This is a genomic window from Chryseobacterium sp. KCF3-3 (assembly GCF_045865955.1).
Taxonomy (GTDB): Bacteria; Bacteroidota; Bacteroidia; order Flavobacteriales; family Weeksellaceae; genus Chryseobacterium.
Map to the genome: position 1 here is coordinate 5,492,273 of NZ_AP035792.1, position 16,891 is coordinate 5,509,163.

11 protein-coding genes are annotated in these 16,891 nt (G+C 33.9%); 7 read left to right on the top strand and 4 right to left on the bottom strand.

The annotated features are described in order from the left end of the window. The first annotated feature begins 457 nt into the window (after positions 1-457). Entirely contained in the window at positions 458-1,279 is an 822-nt protein-coding gene (locus tag ACKTTZ_RS24410) for an alpha/beta fold hydrolase (RefSeq protein ID WP_407846833.1), read from the top strand. 135 nt (positions 1,280-1,414) lie between these two features. Here ACKTTZ_RS24410 and ACKTTZ_RS24415 read toward each other — a convergent pair whose 3' ends face one another. The 3 genes from ACKTTZ_RS24415 to ACKTTZ_RS24425 all read right to left on the bottom strand — a co-directional run bounded on the left by ACKTTZ_RS24415 (position 1,415) and on the right by ACKTTZ_RS24425 (position 6,264). Continuing rightward, positions 1,415-1,933: a DUF2911 domain-containing protein gene (locus tag ACKTTZ_RS24415; RefSeq protein WP_034697549.1), complete on the bottom strand. Its 519-nt coding sequence runs from the start codon at positions 1,931-1,933 to the stop codon at positions 1,415-1,417. A gap of 34 nt (positions 1,934-1,967) precedes the next feature. Continuing rightward, positions 1,968-3,659 (bottom strand): sodium:solute symporter, encoded by a 1,692-nt coding sequence (locus ACKTTZ_RS24420; RefSeq protein WP_407846834.1) that lies wholly within the window; start codon positions 3,657-3,659, stop codon positions 1,968-1,970. Between the two features lie 100 nt (positions 3,660-3,759). Next, positions 3,760-6,264 (bottom strand): PIG-L family deacetylase, encoded by a 2,505-nt coding sequence (locus ACKTTZ_RS24425; RefSeq protein ID WP_034697551.1) that lies wholly within the window; start codon positions 6,262-6,264, stop codon positions 3,760-3,762. A 945-nt stretch (positions 6,265-7,209) separates the two neighbouring features. Here ACKTTZ_RS24425 and ACKTTZ_RS24430 point away from each other — a divergent pair. Continuing rightward, a complete protein-coding gene (locus tag ACKTTZ_RS24430; protein ID WP_407846835.1) occupies positions 7,210-8,427 on the top strand; it encodes a hypothetical protein in 1,218 nt (405 codons plus the stop codon). A gap of 837 nt (positions 8,428-9,264) precedes the next feature. Here ACKTTZ_RS24430 and ACKTTZ_RS24435 read toward each other — a convergent pair. Beyond that, positions 9,265-9,804 carry a hypothetical protein gene (locus ACKTTZ_RS24435; RefSeq protein WP_407846836.1) on the bottom strand — a complete coding sequence of 180 codons (540 nt, stop codon included), beginning with the start codon at positions 9,802-9,804 and terminating at the stop codon, positions 9,265-9,267. A 90-nt stretch (positions 9,805-9,894) separates the two neighbouring features. Here ACKTTZ_RS24435 and ACKTTZ_RS24440 point away from each other — a divergent pair, with 90 nt between their 5' ends. The 5 genes from ACKTTZ_RS24440 to ACKTTZ_RS24460 all read left to right on the top strand — a co-directional run bounded on the left by ACKTTZ_RS24440 (position 9,895) and on the right by ACKTTZ_RS24460 (position 16,841). Then, positions 9,895-10,128, top strand: coding sequence for a helix-turn-helix transcriptional regulator (locus ACKTTZ_RS24440; protein ID WP_002977873.1), 234 nt, complete (start codon positions 9,895-9,897; stop codon positions 10,126-10,128). Between the two features lie 530 nt (positions 10,129-10,658). Then, positions 10,659-12,236, top strand: a complete 1,578-nt coding sequence (locus ACKTTZ_RS24445; RefSeq protein ID WP_115928906.1) for a type I restriction-modification system subunit M — start codon at positions 10,659-10,661, stop codon at positions 12,234-12,236. Next, positions 12,236-14,110: a restriction endonuclease subunit S gene (locus ACKTTZ_RS24450; RefSeq protein WP_407846837.1), complete on the top strand. Its 1,875-nt coding sequence runs from the start codon at positions 12,236-12,238 to the stop codon at positions 14,108-14,110. Before ACKTTZ_RS24445 ends, ACKTTZ_RS24450 begins: the two co-directional genes overlap by 1 nt. Then, a complete protein-coding gene (locus ACKTTZ_RS24455) occupies positions 14,107-15,753 on the top strand; it encodes a restriction system-associated AAA family ATPase (RefSeq protein WP_407846838.1) in 1,647 nt (548 codons plus the stop codon). Before ACKTTZ_RS24450 ends, ACKTTZ_RS24455 begins: the two co-directional genes overlap by 4 nt. Then, positions 15,753-16,841 carry a hypothetical protein gene (locus ACKTTZ_RS24460; protein ID WP_407846839.1) on the top strand — a complete coding sequence of 363 codons (1,089 nt, stop codon included), beginning with the start codon at positions 15,753-15,755 and terminating at the stop codon, positions 16,839-16,841. Before ACKTTZ_RS24455 ends, ACKTTZ_RS24460 begins: the two co-directional genes overlap by 1 nt. Positions 16,842-16,891: the final 50 nt, after the last annotated feature.

Consider the following 16,891-nt stretch of genomic DNA (forward strand, 5'->3'; position numbering starts at 1 on the left):
GTAATGAACAATTATCTTCCCATTTTTGGTTTATATTTTTACAAAAATTTTTAATCTCATTTTCAAACTTTTTTACAATCCTGAACTCAGCAAAATACTATCTACTTCATTTTCTTTGATATAACCCCGACAAAGTCTTTCATCATGTTGTATTTTCCCTTTTCAACCTCCATTATTTTCGATCATTCTTTTTAGAATTTCATGTTTTTTTATAATCATAAAAAAATTGGGTGACTGTGTTAGTTTGGAAAAGAAAATAGATACGGATGTTGAAAGCAGCTTTATGAGTGGGGTGAATGGAAGATAGAAATAGCTATCAGAATAAAAAAAATTGATCAAAATGTACGAAATTAAACTAGATTAATTTCTCCCTGCTTTATCCACCATACATTTGCTGAAGAAATAAGAAAACAAATACTTATCAAATAAATTAACCAAACATTAAAAATTCAAAACAATGAGCACATTACAATTAAAAGACGGAACAGAGATTTTTTATAAAGACCAGGGAGAAGGACCAGTACTAATGTTTCACCACGGATGGCCATTATCATCAGACGATTGGGATGCACAGGTAATTTTCTTCCTTCAGAGAGGGTACAGAGTAATTTCACACGACAGAAGAGGTCACGGTCGTTCCAGCCAGAATATTTACAATCACACCATCGAGCAATATGCTTCTGACGCTGCAGAATTGGTTGAATTCCTTGACTTGAAAGATGTCGTTCACATTGGTCACTCTACAGGAGGTGGTGAAGTGATCCGTTACGTTCACAAATATTCTAACGGAAGAGCCAAAAAAGCAGTTTTAATTAGCGCTGTTCCACCAGTAATGGTAAAAAGTGAAAACAATCCTGATGGTGTTCCGATGGAAGTTTTTGACGGAATCAGAGAACAGACTTTGAATAACAGAAACCAGTTTTATTTTGATTTGACTTTCCCTTTCTACGGCTACAACAGAGAAGAAGCTAATATAAAAGACGGGGTACAGAGAAACTGGTGGAGACAAGGAATGATGGGTGGAATTGTGGCACATTATGACGGAATCAAAGCATTTTCCGAGACTGATTTTACTGAAGATTTAAAAGCTGTGGATATTCCTGTTTTGGTTCTTCACGGAGAAGATGACCAAATTGTTCCCATCGAAAACTCTGCCATTAAATCTGCAAAACTGTTGAAAAACGGAAAACTGATTACGTATCCGGGTTTCCCTCACGGAATGCCTACTACAGAGCATGAAACCATTAATAAAGATCTTTTGGAATTTATTGAGGCTTAATATAAAATATAAAAAAGGGGAATCATTTTCGATTCCCCTTTTTTATACGAGACAAAACAATCTATTGAATACAATATCAAAATGATAAACAAAAAATCCCGGTTAATCCGGGATTTTAATTTCTTGTATTTACATTTATTTGATCTCTACAGGAACTGAGATTTTATCCCAATCCATTGTGAATCCATTATTGTTTACTTTATAAACCAAAGCTTCCTGTGTTGCTGGTAAAGCCTTTGTTTTTACATCAACACGTAAAGCATCTTTAGCCTGTTCGTATTTATAAGCTCCCCATTGTTTAGGCTCTTTGTTAAAAATTGCAGTCCAGGTTCCGCTTTGTTTAGGGATTAAGAAAAAGCTGTATTTACCTGCAGGTAGTTTTTTACCCTGAACGGTAATATCTTTATCTGTTTCGAAAGTAGTCGCTTCATTAGCACCTGCACGCCAAACTTTATCATAAGCTTCCAAACCACCCCAGATTGTACGTCCTTTTACAGAAGGACTGCTATACGCAATAGTAATGTTTGCATCTTTAATTTTTCCTGTAGCAGTAGCCGGAGGGCTGGCAGGTTTTTTAGTTTCCTGTGCAAAAGCATTTACTGAAAGCGTCACTGCTGCGAAAAGTACAGTAGCAGATTTAATCATTGTTTTCATAATATTTTATTTGTTTGTTTTTATTATTATTTGCTTACGAATTTACTGTTTTCTGCTTATAAAACAGCAATCCGATTGCTGAAAATATAATGACCGCTGCTGCCCCTATTACATTAAGCCAAAGGAAAGAAATAATATCAAACTGATAAATGGCAATGACTGTAATTTCTGATAAAATTGCAGCAATAAATACATTCGCTCCGTCAATTTTTTTATAGTAAAATGCCACCAGGAAAATTCCCAATATCGGACCGTAGAAAAGAGAACCTAATACATTAACCGCTTCAATAAGAGATCCCATTTGCGTAGCAAACATGGCTACACCGATGGAGAAAATACCCCATGCTAAAGTGTGCAGACGGCTGTACTTCAATTCGGTTTTTTCATCAGGAAGTTCTTTTTTAAATAGCAAATGAACATCTTTTAACGAGCAGGCAGCAAGGGAATTCAGCGCAGCCGAAATGGAGCCCCAGCTGGCCAGAAAAATGACGGCAAACAGTAAACCGATCATCCCTACAGGCAAAGTATTTTTTACGAAATAAAGGAAAATGTAATTCGTATCCGTTTTCTCTGCATTATAGTTGGAATGATTGATAGCTTCCTCTACCCTGCTGTGCAATGCCTTTACTTCTGTCTGTGTATTTTTAAAATCCTGAATTGTTTTTTGAAGTTGAGGAGAATGAGTTTCTTTCAACTTTAGAATTTCTTTCGATTCTGCATTAAATTTTATTTGTAAATCCTGATGCTCTTTTTCAAAAACGGCAGCCTGCTCAGGTTTTACTTCCTTTAAATGTTGATAAGAGCGTTCATTAAAATAAATCGGAGCCGGTTTCAGAGAAAAGAAAGCGAAAAGCAAAGCACCGATCAAAAGAATAGCAAACTGCATCGGAATTTTGACCAGTCCGTTCAGCAGCAAACCCATTTTTGCATTGGTATTGTCTTTCGCAGTGATATACCTCCCAACCTGACTCTGGTCTGTACCAAAGTAAGAAAGTGCCAGAAAAAAACCACCAATTATTCCACTCCAGATATTGTATTTATCTTTCCAATCGAACTCTGTGGTGATGACATTCAGCTTTCCTGATTTCCCTGCCAGATACAGCGCATCATTAAAACCAATTCCATCCGGCATATTCTGAATAAGTAAATACCCGGCAAATGCCATTGTTCCCAGAATAATAAGAAACTGTAATTTCTGGGTGTGAGCGATCGCTTTTGCTCCGCCAATATAGGTATAAATCAACAGAATCCCACCTGTTAAAACATTCGTTAAATAAATATTCCAGTTTAAAACGCTTGATAAGATAATACTCGGAGCATAAATACTGATTCCCGTTGATAAACCTCTGGAAAAAAGAAAAAGCAGTGAAGTGAGTACCCTTGTTTTTTTATCAAAACGGTTTTCTAAATATTCATAGGCAGTATACACATTTAAGCGCTGAAAAATCGGGATGAAGGTGATACAGATCACAATCATCGCCAAAGGCAAACCAAAATAATACTGAACGAAACGCATCCCGTCTGTATAAGCCTGGCCCGGTGCTGAAAGAAATGTAATAGCACTTGCCTGAGTCGCCATAATCCCTATAAGTACAATGTACCAGGGCATTTTATTATCTGCTTTCAGGTATGATTCGTTGCTTTTTTGACCACGGCCGATCAATACGCCGTAAACTACCACTGCAACAAGTGTAACAATAAGAACGGTCCAATCTACATTACTCATGCCCAGAATTTAGTAAACCCATAATAAAATACGATCTGTACTACTAATGCAACGGCTAATAGTATGTACCAGATATTCCAGCTTTTAAGTTGTTTGTTCATCAGTTTTTCTGTGCAGATAAAAAGTTTAAAAATAAACGTGCAGCTCCCACATTTCCTGCAGGCAACTGTCTGAAAAATGCCAACGGTGTATAGATAAAATTACCTTTCCCGTATTTGGCATATAAAGTTGACCCCTGAAGAGGTTCTTCGTCTGTATCATGCATTTCAAAAAGCGGTTCATAGGCAGCATCCCATTGAGCAGGAAAATAAGCACCACGCTCCTGTACCCAGCCTTTAAAATCATCCGCAGTAATTTTGTTCGGAAAGTTCAGTAATTTATGATTGGGATTTAAAAATGTTACTGCAGCATTTTCTTCAGTAACACGCTTATTGGCAATACTGAAATTGTACATTCCCAATTTGTCAACGGTTGTATCCTGGTTGGTGTTATATTGCATCACCAGATTCCCTCCACTCTTGGCATAGGACCATAAAAACGGCATCCAGCGGCCCAGCTTTTTCTCGGTGTTATTAGCACGAACACCCAATACGATGGCATCATATTGTGATAGTTTGTTTTGATTACCATTTCCACCGGATTCATCTATGTTTCCATAAAAATCTTCGTCTTTCAGAACATCTACCTGAATACCGGCAATGCGCAGAAACTCAGGAATGAAATCACCGGCACCTTCTATGTAACCAATTTTTTTAATCTTCGCCTGAATATCGCCTTTCATTACGATTGAAGTTGCGGGCGCAAAATATTGTAAAGAAGGTAAATGCGGATACTGAATTAATACTTGTTTTTTATTATAAGCTACTCCATCTGCAATAAAACTGGCATCCAATGGCAAACGAGATGAATGTATTGAAGCAAGCTTCGTTTTTGGAATAACGTAATCGACTGTAAAATCTTTCCCATTGAGCAAATTTACGTCAGTGCTCCCTAATCGTTCTCCGTTATACATAAGGTTTAAAACACCTTTATTGAACGGTTTGTTAGAGTTCACCTTAAAATTTAAACTCAAACGTAAATCTTCATTTTCTTTAACCCAATAAAGTGACTGTGTGAATTTCAGTTCCAATGCAGGAACAATGCGCAAAGCTTCCACCACATCACCACGAACCGGATCTAATTTCTTGAAAGATAAAGGAAGTCTAACCTGAAACTTTTCCGAACCGATTTTTAAACCCAGTAAAACATTCAGCGGTGATTCTGCCTCCGGTAAACCGATTAAAGTATCATTGGGAACGGAGAAAGTGGCTGCATTCACGGGAGGTTTTGCCAACCAGTAAGGTTCTGTGAGTGCTGCATCAGCAGGAATCTGAATGTCATGCTGAATAGTAATTAAAGAATCTTTTGATAGTTTTCTATTAAAGTTTTCTGATTGACTTAACCATTGTACATCCTCTAAAATAACAGGATTTGCAGCTCTTGAAATCAGATTTAACCTGAAATTGTAATGATCTCCGGCAACCGCTTCAGCCTGATTGGTAACAACCTCACCCATAAACCCGGCACAGCTTAAAATGATATGGTCAAGAGATTTAATTTTATCGTTTTTCAGATCTCCATCTTTGAGTGCCATGACCTTTTTTCTTAAAGCGAGCAAAGCAGGTAAGCTGAGGTCAGGATTATTGAAATTGAAAGCAGAAATAATCTGATCTAATGACTGGTCAATATCAGCGTTTCCTTGTGAAGTCCAGGTTTTAACTACTCCATCGAAAAGTGTTGTTTTTGCCGGCTCACCGATAACATGGGAAAAATATTCTGTTCTGATGCCAGCTACAGACTGTGTTCCTGCACCCTGACTTTTATGTAAACTTCTGCTTAATCCAGCCAATTCACCATAGCCCATTCCCAGTTGTGCATCATATTGCCCAACGGTCACTTTCAGTTGATTTTCAGCGGTTGTATTCACCCCACCAAAACGGAAAGTATTCCACAATACACGTTTGGGTTGCCATGCATTGACATATTTCAGTTGATCCGGGAAAGCCATTTTATCGCCTGCCAGCTTAAAAGCTTTTTCCGCCACCACAGCCGAAGCCGCATGTTGTCCGTGTCCTGCCGCAGCAGTAGGAGGAAAACGACAAATGATAATATCCGGACGGAATTTTCGGATTACCCAAACGACATCCGCTGTAATATTATCTGCATTCCATTGTTTAAAGGTGTCGGTAGTATTTTTAGAAAACCCGAAATCAATCGCACGGGTAAAAAACTGCTGGGCACCGTCTAGCTTTCTTGCCTCTAAAAGCTCATGCGTTCTGATTAAACCCAATGCAGCTCCTTGTTCTGTGCCTAATAAATTCTGACCACCATCACCTCTGGTTAAAGACAGATAGCCCGTTTCTACATTTTGATCGTTGATTAACCAGGAGAGCAATCCCGTATTTTCATCATCGGGATGAGCTGCAAGGTATAAAACTTTAGGAAGATGTTTCAGCGTTTTGATTTCACGGTAAATTTCAGATGATTTGGAAGGCCGGACCTGTTGGGCCGAACAAAATACCGTATAAAAGCCAAGAATAAATACAGTGCTTACTTTTTTGAACATTTAAATTTGCTTTGCGGCAAATATAAGTAAATCATCTTTCTTTCAACCATAAAAGAAAAAGCATTCGGCAACTCCAAACATTCTCTTATATTTTTCTCAAAATCATAGTGTGAAGAAAAAGATAAACGCAAAGTTCATTAATAATGACGCTTTATTGTAAGCAAGCAAAGCAATGCGACTTTGTCGTTGATGAAGCATTACGCTTATCCATACGCTTCAGCGAATCAACTCTGTTGATTCTTTCCTTTGCTTTCTTACAATCAGCAGTTTCAAAAATTTTAGCTTTGCGTTAGAAAACAGATCATCAGTTCTTGTTTAAATGATTCCTGATTAGAAAGATAAACGCAAAGTTCATTAATAATTACGCTTTATTATAAGTGGGCAAAGTGATGCGACTTTGTCGCTGACGAAGCAGTACGCTTATCCATACTCTTCAGCGAATCAACTCTTTTGATTCTTTCCTTTGCTTTCTTACAATCAGCAGTTTCAAAAATATAAGCTTTGCGTTAGAAAACAGATCATCAGTTCCTGTTTAAATTATTAATGATTAGAAAGATAAACGCAAAGTTCATCAACAATTCTCTTTTATTCTAAGCGGGCAAAGCAATGTGACTTTGTCGCTGATGAAGCGATACGCTTATCCATATACTTCAGCAAATCAACAAAGTAGGTTACATCATTTACTTTTCTAAAATCAGCAGTTTCAAAAATGAAAGTTTTGAATCATAAACCCATAATCAACATCTTATTTTTTCAATTAAACCCCCAATTATAGAATATGATTTATATAAAAACAGAATTTGACATTAATAATTTTAACCAGAAATAAAATACTGAAATCAAACAAATATTACCAATTAATTAATTTTTATCAATTATAAAGTCATTGCTTTTTATTATCCATAAAAAAAGTTATATTTGACTTACACAAAATCACACCTTTATATGAAAACAAAATTTACACAAGTCTGTGCTATCCTTATTTCAGGATTCTCGTTTGCCCAAGTAGGGTTCAACACAACTTCACCCAAAACAACGGTGGATGTATCTGCCAAAAGAGACACCTCAGGACTGATTACGGATAACACCCAAACATTCGGATTACAGGCCCCGAGACTTACAAGAGCTGAGCTTACAGTAAATACGGCTACGTATGGCAGCAATCAGAGTGGAGCATTAATTTACATTACAGACGTTACTGGTGGAGATACTGCCGGACAACGTGTGAATGTTACAGCGATGGGCTATTATTATTTTGATGGATCTGTATGGCAAAGAATTACACAAGCAACCAATGCTGTGGCTCCCGCCATTTCTGCATTACAATGTACTACAGCGTACTTAAATCCTTCTACTTATACAGCAGGTACTCCTTTCAGTGGAAACCTGAGAATTACTTATAGTGGCGGAAACGGAGGTGCTTATAATTCAGGAGCTCCTTTTGTAGCGAACGGATTAACCTTCCAGCTAAGACCCGGAACTCTGGAGTTTGGGGATGGCGAATTGGTATTCTCGGTGAGTGGAACTCCTACCACTGCTAATGATATGACCCTTCCAATAACCAACGCTACAGTTCCTTTCTTAACAGCAGCACAAAACTGTACCGCTACCGTAGGAAATTCCAGCCGTGCAGATATTGCTCCTGTTGCTGCAATGGGATATCCTACTCTGACAACTGATTCCAACGGGAAACAAGCCTATACTTTTCCTCTTGCCACCCCGGATGGTAAGTATTCTATCAGAGTAATATTTGATACCACAAGTGGTACAACCGCCGCAATTCCTAATGTACAATTATTTAACAATACAGGTTCTACCGTAAATCTATATTGGAATTACAATACCGAATATGGCGGTTATATTGGAGCAGCTCAAACTACCAACAATATTACTTCAGGAGTATGGGGCGGTATGGGAGATGCAACGGCTACCTGGTTTCCGCAAGGCACCGGAGCGGTAGGAAGCGCTTACTGGGGAAACGTAGGGATTATAGATGGTTCCAGTGGCGGACCTGAGCATAGAAGATATACCTGGATAGACAGTAATTCTTCTTCAAAAACCGCTTATACCGCAACCATTATGGCAGGAGCCCCTACCTCAGGCAGTGCCCAACCCAACCTTTCTAAAATTTATATAAAGATAGAGCAAGTAAAAGCACAATAATATAATGCCCCTGAAAAAGGGGCATTTTTTATTCTTAACTGGTATCAATCATTTTCTTTTCTCTGCTCTCTGAAGTCTCCTGACTTTGAAACAAGCTTAAAGTCGGACCTTGCACAGCAGAACACAATATTTGAAGTTATTTTTTGAAAAAAAGATGAACGCAAAGATCATTACTAATTTCGTTTTATTTTAGTGGGCAAAGCAATGCGACTTTGTCGCTGATGAAGCGGCATACTTATCCATATGCTTCAGCGAATCAACAAAGTTGATTCTTTCCTTTGCACTCTTACAATCAACAGTTTCAAAAACAAAACCTTTGCGTTTAAAAAAACACGTCACCAGTTCGTATTTAAATTATTCTTGAGTAGAAAGATGAACGCAAAGATCATTAATAATTCCGTTTTATTTTAGTGGGCAAAGTGATGCGACTTTGTCGCTGATGAAGCGGCATGCTTATCCATATGCCTCAGCGAATCAACTTCGTTGATTCTTTCCTTTGCTCTCTTACAATCAACAGTTTCAAAAACAAAACTTTTGCGTTAAAAAAAACACGTCACCAGTTCGTATTTAAATTATTCTTGAGTAGAAAGATGAACGCAAAGATAATTAGTAATTCCGTTTTATTTTAGTGGGCAAAGCAATGCGACTTTGTCGCTGATGAAGCGGCATGCTTATCCATATGCCTCAGCGAATCAACTTCGTTGATTCTTTCCTTTGCTCTCTTACAATCAACAGTTTCAAAAATGTAAGCTTTGCGTCAGAAAAATAGGCCATCAGCGTATTAATCAACCGTATCAACAGCTCCCAAACTTTTATTTACCAACAAGCTTCTTATTCTTAACTGGTTTCAGCGATCTTCTTTTCTCTCCTTCTCTGAAGGATAAGGTGCGCGGCATCCAGCATTTTAACCGTATGAATGTAAGGCATCACAATATTCCTTTCCGGTAGATTTTCATAGACGCCCATTGAAAAATAGACGATTCCGGACATAAAATAATCAAACTCTTTGATGCTATAGGCTCTGAATGCTTTTTTGAAAACCAACAGCGGATTCCGGTATTCTTTCTCCGAAAGCAAACCAAGAACCCACGGAGAAATCTTTTCCGGTTGTGTATCTACCGTCCATTTTCTTTCCTTCAGCATGATGAGGTATCCTGCCCGGATCAACGACCTCATCGACTGATGAAACTCAAAGATCACCGCCGGATCTTCATTGATCCAGCTATTCCTCTTTACTGCATAATTCATAATGTTGCTGAGCCTTTCTTTGGAAACATCCAGCTCATTGAACTGAAAGAATGTTTCCATCAGCTGCAGCCCGGAATGTTTCTTATCTGTCCGAAACCGGGAGTCGAATTTTGTTCTGCTTTTTTTCATTGTTTGTATTTTTTTATAAATGTAGGAAAAGAAATTCAATTACGGTCGATCGACCGTAATTTTTTATTATTTAATTATTTCATTTGTTCTATGACAGATATAAACGAAAAAATTTGTTCATACATTACAAAAAAATGGTTGATACCTTGGCTTCAAGAAGGCAAGTCACAAAATTCTTTTGCCAAAAATCATGGTGTAGAAGAAAGTACCATTAGAAAAATTAAAAGTGAAGAAACTTACAGAATACCAGTTGAAACACTTTTTAAAATATGTGAAGCAAGAAAAATTAGTTTATCTGATTTCTTTAAACTTATAAATGAATAATCCTGACGAAAGTTGGGATTTTTTTATCAATTCTTCGTAGTAACCGTTAGAACATTGCTGAAGTATTCGTTCAGTTTTGTTTTAGTTCCTTTTTACTAAACTCCTTAATAATGTCATAAGCAGAATAGATAACATAATTACCGTCATAGTTATAGTTTAGATTTTAATATTTTTGTTATTTGGAATATTCCAGTTATCATCCTTGTTAAAAATTACATCAAAATTTTAAAAATCGATTTTACTTATTTTATTATTTTTTATGTAATAACTATCTTAGCAGATTAATTGAAAATTAATATCTATTATTGTCATTAAACTTTTACATGACTTAGGAATTAATGAACTTAAAAAATGAAAAATTCAGAATAGATGAAATATATAAAGTATTCTTCTTATTCAAGCTAAATCTCATAAGGGTATTAAAATCGATTATCAAAAAATACAGAATAAACAAAGATTCAGATTATCATATAAAAAACAACTTTTATGTTTTTTAAAATTAATTGAATGCTTTAAATAATTAGAATATCATGTTGACACAAAAATTGAAGAATAAAGTAGCTACCTTATGGGATAAGTTTTGGGCTGGGGGTATATCAAACCCACTTAACGCAATTGAACAAATAACATATCTACTTTTTATCAAGCAGCTAGATGAAATGGATAAAAGGAAAATAAGTGATGCTGATTACAAGGGCGATAATTCTAAATCTATTTTTTCAGGAAAATATTTTCCACCTGGTGTAGACGAAAAAGACGAAAAAAATGCAGTAGAAAAAGAAACACTCCGTTGGAGCTTTTTCAAAAATATGCCCAGTGATGATATGTTGTTACACATTCAAAGCAAAGTATTTCCTTTTATAAAACAATTAGATGATGCCAATTCATTTTTCACAAAACATATGGCTAATGCTGCTTTCTTGATTCCTAGCGGAAGAATGTTAACGGAGGCAGTTAAAACTATCGATGATATTTATAAAGAACTAGAAAAAGAGAATCGTTTTATTGATGCTCAGGGAGATTTCTATGAATTTCTTTTGGATTCATTACGTAGCTCTGGTAAAAACGGACAATTTAGAACACCAACTCATATTATTGAACTAATTACTGAATTGGTTGAACCAAAATTAGGGCACAAAATTGCAGACCCAGCAAGTGGAACAGCAGGTTTCCTATTATCTGCGTACAAATACATCATTACTGAATTTACAAGTGATAATTACAAACAAAAAGACGATAATGGTTTTGTTAGAGGAACACTTGCAGATAAGTTAGTGGATGAACAAGCTAAAAAAATATTAAACGAAGAAACGTTTTATGGTTTTGACATTGACCCTACAATGATTCGTATTGGGTTAATGAATTTAATGATGCATGGAATTACCCAACCTAAAATTGATTATAAAGATACTTTAAGTAAAAACTATAATGAAGATAATTTTTACGATGTTGTAATGGCCAACCCTCCGTTTGCAGGTAGTATGGACAAAGGAGATTTAAACCCCAGTTTTACAACCTCTTCAACCAAAAGTGAATTATTATTCCTAGAGCGTATTTATAAAATGCTTAAAATGGGTGGAACAGCCGGTGTAGTAGTACCACAGGGTGTTTTATTTGGTAGCAGTAAAGCTTTTATTACCGTTAGAAAATTACTACTTGATAAATGTGAACTAAAAGCAGTAATTGCAATGCCAAGTGGTATTTTTAGACCTTATGCAGGTGTAGCATCAGCTATTTTAATATTTACGAAAAGTGGTGAAACTAAAGATGTATGGTTCTATGAAATGCAAGGCGATGGTTGGAGCTTAGACGATAAGCGTAATCCAAAAATATTATCAAATGGCAAGCGTGATTTTCAAGATTTACATGTAATTATTGATAAATACAAGAAAAGAAATCCTAAAAAAGAGATAGACCGTACTAAGCAACATTTCTTTGTACATAAACAGGAAATTATTGACAACGATTATGATTTAAGTTTAAGTAAATACAAAGAAGAAGTTTATGTGGAAATTAAATATGATAAGCCATCAAAAATACTATCTCAACTATCAGATTTAGAAGTTGAAATAGAAAATGGAATTAACGAATTAAAAGAACTTTTTTAATGGAAATTAAAATCAAAGATTTAATTACGGATAAAATTCCTGGTGAATGGGGAGAAGAGGTAATTGATGGTAATGGTATAAATGTTATTAGAACTGCAAATTTTACCAATCTTGGAAATATTAATTTTTCAAATATTGTTCAAAGGAAAATTGACCAAAAGAAAATTGACCAAAAGCAGTTAAAGCAAGGTGATGTTATTATTGAAAAATCAGGAGGTTCTCCCACTCAACCAGTTGGAAGAGTTGTATATTTTGATTTGGTAACAGATGAAATATACTTATGTAATAATTTTACCGCAGTATTAAGACCCGATAAATTTAAAATATACCCAAGATATTTTTTTTATCAATTATTTATTGGTTATATCAGAGGTAAAACTCTAAAATACCAGAATAAAACAACTGGAATTATAAATCTAAAATTAGATAATTATATAAATGAAAAAATATTTGTTCCTTCAAGAAAAGACCAAATTCGTATTGTAGAAGTATTAACAAAAGTTGAAACATTAATACAACAACGTAAAGAAAGTATTATTTTGTTAGAAAATTTTTTGAGAAGTACTTTTCTAGATATGTTTGGTGATCCTGTTAAAAACGAAAAAAAATGGGTAAAGACTAGTGTTGGCAAATATACTGATTGCATTGTTCCTGGAAGAGATAAACCAAAATCATTTAGTGGAAATATTCCGTGGATTAAAACAGAAGATTTAAACAACAAATCCTTTTTTAACAAATCAAAAGAAAATATTGGTTTAACTCTTGAAGAAATAACTAATGTTAGAGGTAAAATTATACCCTCAAATAGTGTAATAATGACCTGTGTAGGTCAACTAAATATTATATCTATTAATAAAGTTGAATGTATAATAAACCAACAGTTACATTCATTTCAATGTCACCGAGAATTAAATAATATTTTTTTAATGTTTGCTCTAGGTTTTGAAGAGCGATTCATGCATGCAAATGCTTCTAAAACAACAGTTGCATATATGAACAAAAGTATTTGTAATTCGATTCCAATAATTGTTCCTCCAATCAAATTCCAAAACAAATTTGCAACAATAGTAGAAAAAGCAGAAAAAGTAAAAGAGCATCATAAAGAGAGTTTAAAAGAGTTAGAAAATCTATTTGGTTCACTTAGCCAAAAAGCGTTCAAAGGTGAGTTAGACTTAAGTAAACTAGATGTAAGTGCTCAGATGAGAGAAGTTGAAAAGAAAATTAAAGCAGAAAGTATTTTAGACATTAGTTTAGAAACCAAGTTATCAAAATCAATGCAACAGTTTATCAAACAAACCGCTGATATTCAAAAAAGCATTGCATTAGCAAATAATATGATACCAAAAGCTTTATTTGAGCAAATTGAATCTATCAATAAAATAGCTAGTCCATTTCAAAATTTAAAATCGTATCAAATTCCAGAATCTTTGTCACAGGCAATGAAATCTTTTGACGGAATTAAGTCAATAACAAGTCAACTCAATCAGGAAGCCAAAGAACAATTTAAAACAAAACTTACATGGGAAGAAGTTAATTTTGAAATGGTTGCCAATTGGATAAAAGAAGAATATTCAGAATATTATTTTAACAGTGAAATATTAATAAATTTTTTAGAAAGTGAACGAGTTGTTTTTTCTAATTATCATTCATCCGAAGAATTAAAAACAAATCCAAAATTAAATGAAGCAGATGATATAAAATCATTTGTTTTCTCTGCTTTAAAAGGTAAAAATCAATTCATAAAATTAGAGCAGTTTTTTTATGACGCAGTAAATGAAAATATTCAGTTGAATCTTCGTCACGAAGATTATGAAGTTATAAAAGACAAAGGCGATCAATTACGCTCAGGTGTTTATTTTAAAGTAATCGAATGAAGATAAAAAGTGTAAAAATTTTAGGTGATAATTTCAGAAGTCTTGCGGCGAACAAACTCTATGAATTCAATGTTTCATTTAGAGAGGATAGACTATCCACAAAAGTTTTTGCAGGATTAAATGGAAGTGGTAAATCGAACTTTTTAGAGTTGTTTTCAGAGATTTTCTACTTCTTAGAAATATATCATTTAGATACAGTTAGCGAAGAAGAAAAAAACAGTAAAAATTTTGGGTTTGAAATAGAATATTTTCTACCCTACAAGAGCTCATCAGTTATGATAGGTGAAATTGAAGGTTCTGTTAGTTATGATAAACACATAAGAATCATTAAACCCATAGATTACAAACCAGAATTTTCTGTTAGTATTGATGGAGCTATAACATTTGAAAGAGTTGATGAAGATACTCATTTACTACTCCCAAAAAAAATTATAGCGTATACTTCAGGCCAAAATGAGTTGATAAGCAATCCTTATTATAAATTAAAATACCATTATTTTAAAGCCTTTGAAAACAAAGGTAAAATAGAAAAAGGAGATGAGTTAGCGGAAAATCATAGATTATTTTTTTTAGATTATAATGCAAACTTTTCAATCTTCATTGCAAACATGCTGCTGGGAGAGGACACTAAAACTAGCATTCTAAAAAAAGTACTTCAAATTGAAAACTTAGTTTCATTTCGAATTACACTAAACACAGATGATTTATTTAAAAAAGTTTTACCAGTAAGTGAAAACATTGCTGAAAATTTAGAAAAATTAAAATGTTGTGCTACGCTTTGGAAAGAAAAAAAAGTGGGAAAATATAATCTCTTATTATTAGATTTTTCGATTGATGAGGCTATAAAAGATACTTTTAAGTTTCATTTTAAAAATGCATTTTCCCTGTTCAAAGTATTTTATGAGCTAGAAATTTTCAATTTATATTTAGTTAACTCAATTACAAGAAGACAAATTCTAAATGCAAATAAAACATTAAACATTTCAGATGAAATGTCTAAACCCGACCCCTCAAGGTTAGTTTTTAGAATTGAAAAAATAGTAATAAGTAAAATTTTTGAGGAAGGAAAATCTGAAAAGGATATTTATTATAAATCATTATCAGATGGAGAACATCAGTTCAACGAGGTAGTTGGAACTGTCATGATGATGCAAGATGAAGGATGTTTGTTTTTAATGGATGAACCAGACACCCATTTCAATCCACAGTGGAGAGCTAAATTTATAAAAACATTAAATCTTGCAGCTGCTAAGTCTTATGATAGTAAAGGTAACATAGCAACTGTTAGAAATCAAGAATTGATACTCACAACTCATTCCCCTTTTGTCATTTCAGATTCATTTAGTGAAGATGTGTATAAATTTGAAAAAGTTAACGGTTTGATTCAATTTACAAATCCAAAATTCCAAGTATATGGTACTTCTGTTTCAATCATTTTAGATGAAATTTTCGAGAAATCAGAAGGAATTTCAGAAATGGCTAAAAAAGAATTAATTGATATGGTAGAGAACATCCAGACGATGAATGATTTAAAAAATGTAGTTGAGCGATTAAACAGAGACTTTGGTGATTCAGTAGAAAAATTCGACTTATTCAGTAAACTTAGAAATATAAAAGAACAACTTGAAAAAAGAGAAAATTAATGCTTTATTTCTATAAATCCATATCTCCACACCCTATAGAAAATCTACATAATTATTTAGATTTTTTCTTCGCAAGAATGTTTGATGATACTCAAACAGCTTATTCCCATGATTATTTAATTCATAATGATTTTCAAGACATTATAGACAATTACAAAACTCTAATAGATGTTAAATTAGAAGCACTTTTCAATGCTTATATAGCATTACCCACCCAACAAGATAAAAATAGAGTAAAACATGCATATATAAATAATAATAATGTGGAAGGTGTATGTAATAATGTGATAATGCCATACAAATATGAAGATCTTCATGAAAGTATAAGAAAAGAAGTCAAAGAACTGTATGATTCTGAAGGTGTTTTATATAAAATACTAACTTCCAAAACTGCATATAAATCAGTAAAGGATAAGTGTGGTGATTTGATAACTCATTTTAATACCTTTCGAAATCTAAATAAAACATCTGTTTGTCCATTTTGTGGTATGGAAAATTTACTTCCAATTAATGACAAAGCTAAAAACGATTATGACCATTACATCTCTAAAGGGAAATATCCATTTTGCAGTATAAATTTTTACAATTTAGTTCCAACTTGTGGAAATTGTAATAAAGCTCCCAATAAAGGACAAAAAGACATACCATACAATGTCAAAGTCAATCCTATCATTAGAGAAGAAGTATTTTATCCATATTCAAACATAGATAATCACGAAATAATTTTAAGCATTATATCTCCAGATACAAATTTAGATGATTTAAATAATTGGAATTTACAAATTGATTGTACACTTCCCATAAACTCAACTAGAAAGGAACGTTGGATGGAAATTTATGATATTGAGTATAGATATAAAACTAAAATTGCTGGAGATAACTACGATTGGAAACAAAGAATTGTTGATGAATACCATAGGAAATGTAAAAAACGAGGGGAAACATTTGATAATTTCAAAGAAGATATACTTGCGACCTTCAAAGATTATTTAAAATGGAATAATGGGATTCTAAGAAAAACATTCGATGAATTTATTATGAATGATCCAGATTGTGAGGCAAAATTATCTGGAAAATTTGTTATTTAGATTTAGACATGGATTAAAATCACCCGCTCTGCGAAGTCTCCCGACTTCGG

What these genes read in the sequence shown, in the direction of transcription:
- ACKTTZ_RS24445 (WP_115928906.1), top strand. Translation starts at nt 10,659, where the DNA reads ATGTTGACACAAAAATTGAAGAATAAAGTAGCTACCTTATGGGATAAG.
- ACKTTZ_RS24410 (WP_407846833.1), top strand. Translation starts at nt 458, where the DNA reads ATGAGCACATTACAATTAAAAGACGGAACAGAGATTTTTTATAAAGAC.
- ACKTTZ_RS24460 (WP_407846839.1), top strand. Translation starts at nt 15,753, where the DNA reads ATGCTTTATTTCTATAAATCCATATCTCCACACCCTATAGAAAATCTA.
- ACKTTZ_RS24430 (WP_407846835.1), top strand. Translation starts at nt 7,210, where the DNA reads ATGAAAACAAAATTTACACAAGTCTGTGCTATCCTTATTTCAGGATTC.
- ACKTTZ_RS24425 (WP_034697551.1), bottom strand. Translation starts at nt 6,264, where the DNA reads ATGTTCAAAAAAGTAAGCACTGTATTTATTCTTGGCTTTTATACGGTA.
- ACKTTZ_RS24440 (WP_002977873.1), top strand. Translation starts at nt 9,895, where the DNA reads ATGACAGATATAAACGAAAAAATTTGTTCATACATTACAAAAAAATGG.
- ACKTTZ_RS24435 (WP_407846836.1), bottom strand. Translation starts at nt 9,804, where the DNA reads ATGAAAAAAAGCAGAACAAAATTCGACTCCCGGTTTCGGACAGATAAG.
- ACKTTZ_RS24455 (WP_407846838.1), top strand. Translation starts at nt 14,107, where the DNA reads ATGAAGATAAAAAGTGTAAAAATTTTAGGTGATAATTTCAGAAGTCTT.
- ACKTTZ_RS24420 (WP_407846834.1), bottom strand. Translation starts at nt 3,659, where the DNA reads ATGAGTAATGTAGATTGGACCGTTCTTATTGTTACACTTGTTGCAGTG.
- ACKTTZ_RS24415 (WP_034697549.1), bottom strand. Translation starts at nt 1,933, where the DNA reads ATGAAAACAATGATTAAATCTGCTACTGTACTTTTCGCAGCAGTGACG.
- ACKTTZ_RS24450 (WP_407846837.1), top strand. Translation starts at nt 12,236, where the DNA reads ATGGAAATTAAAATCAAAGATTTAATTACGGATAAAATTCCTGGTGAA.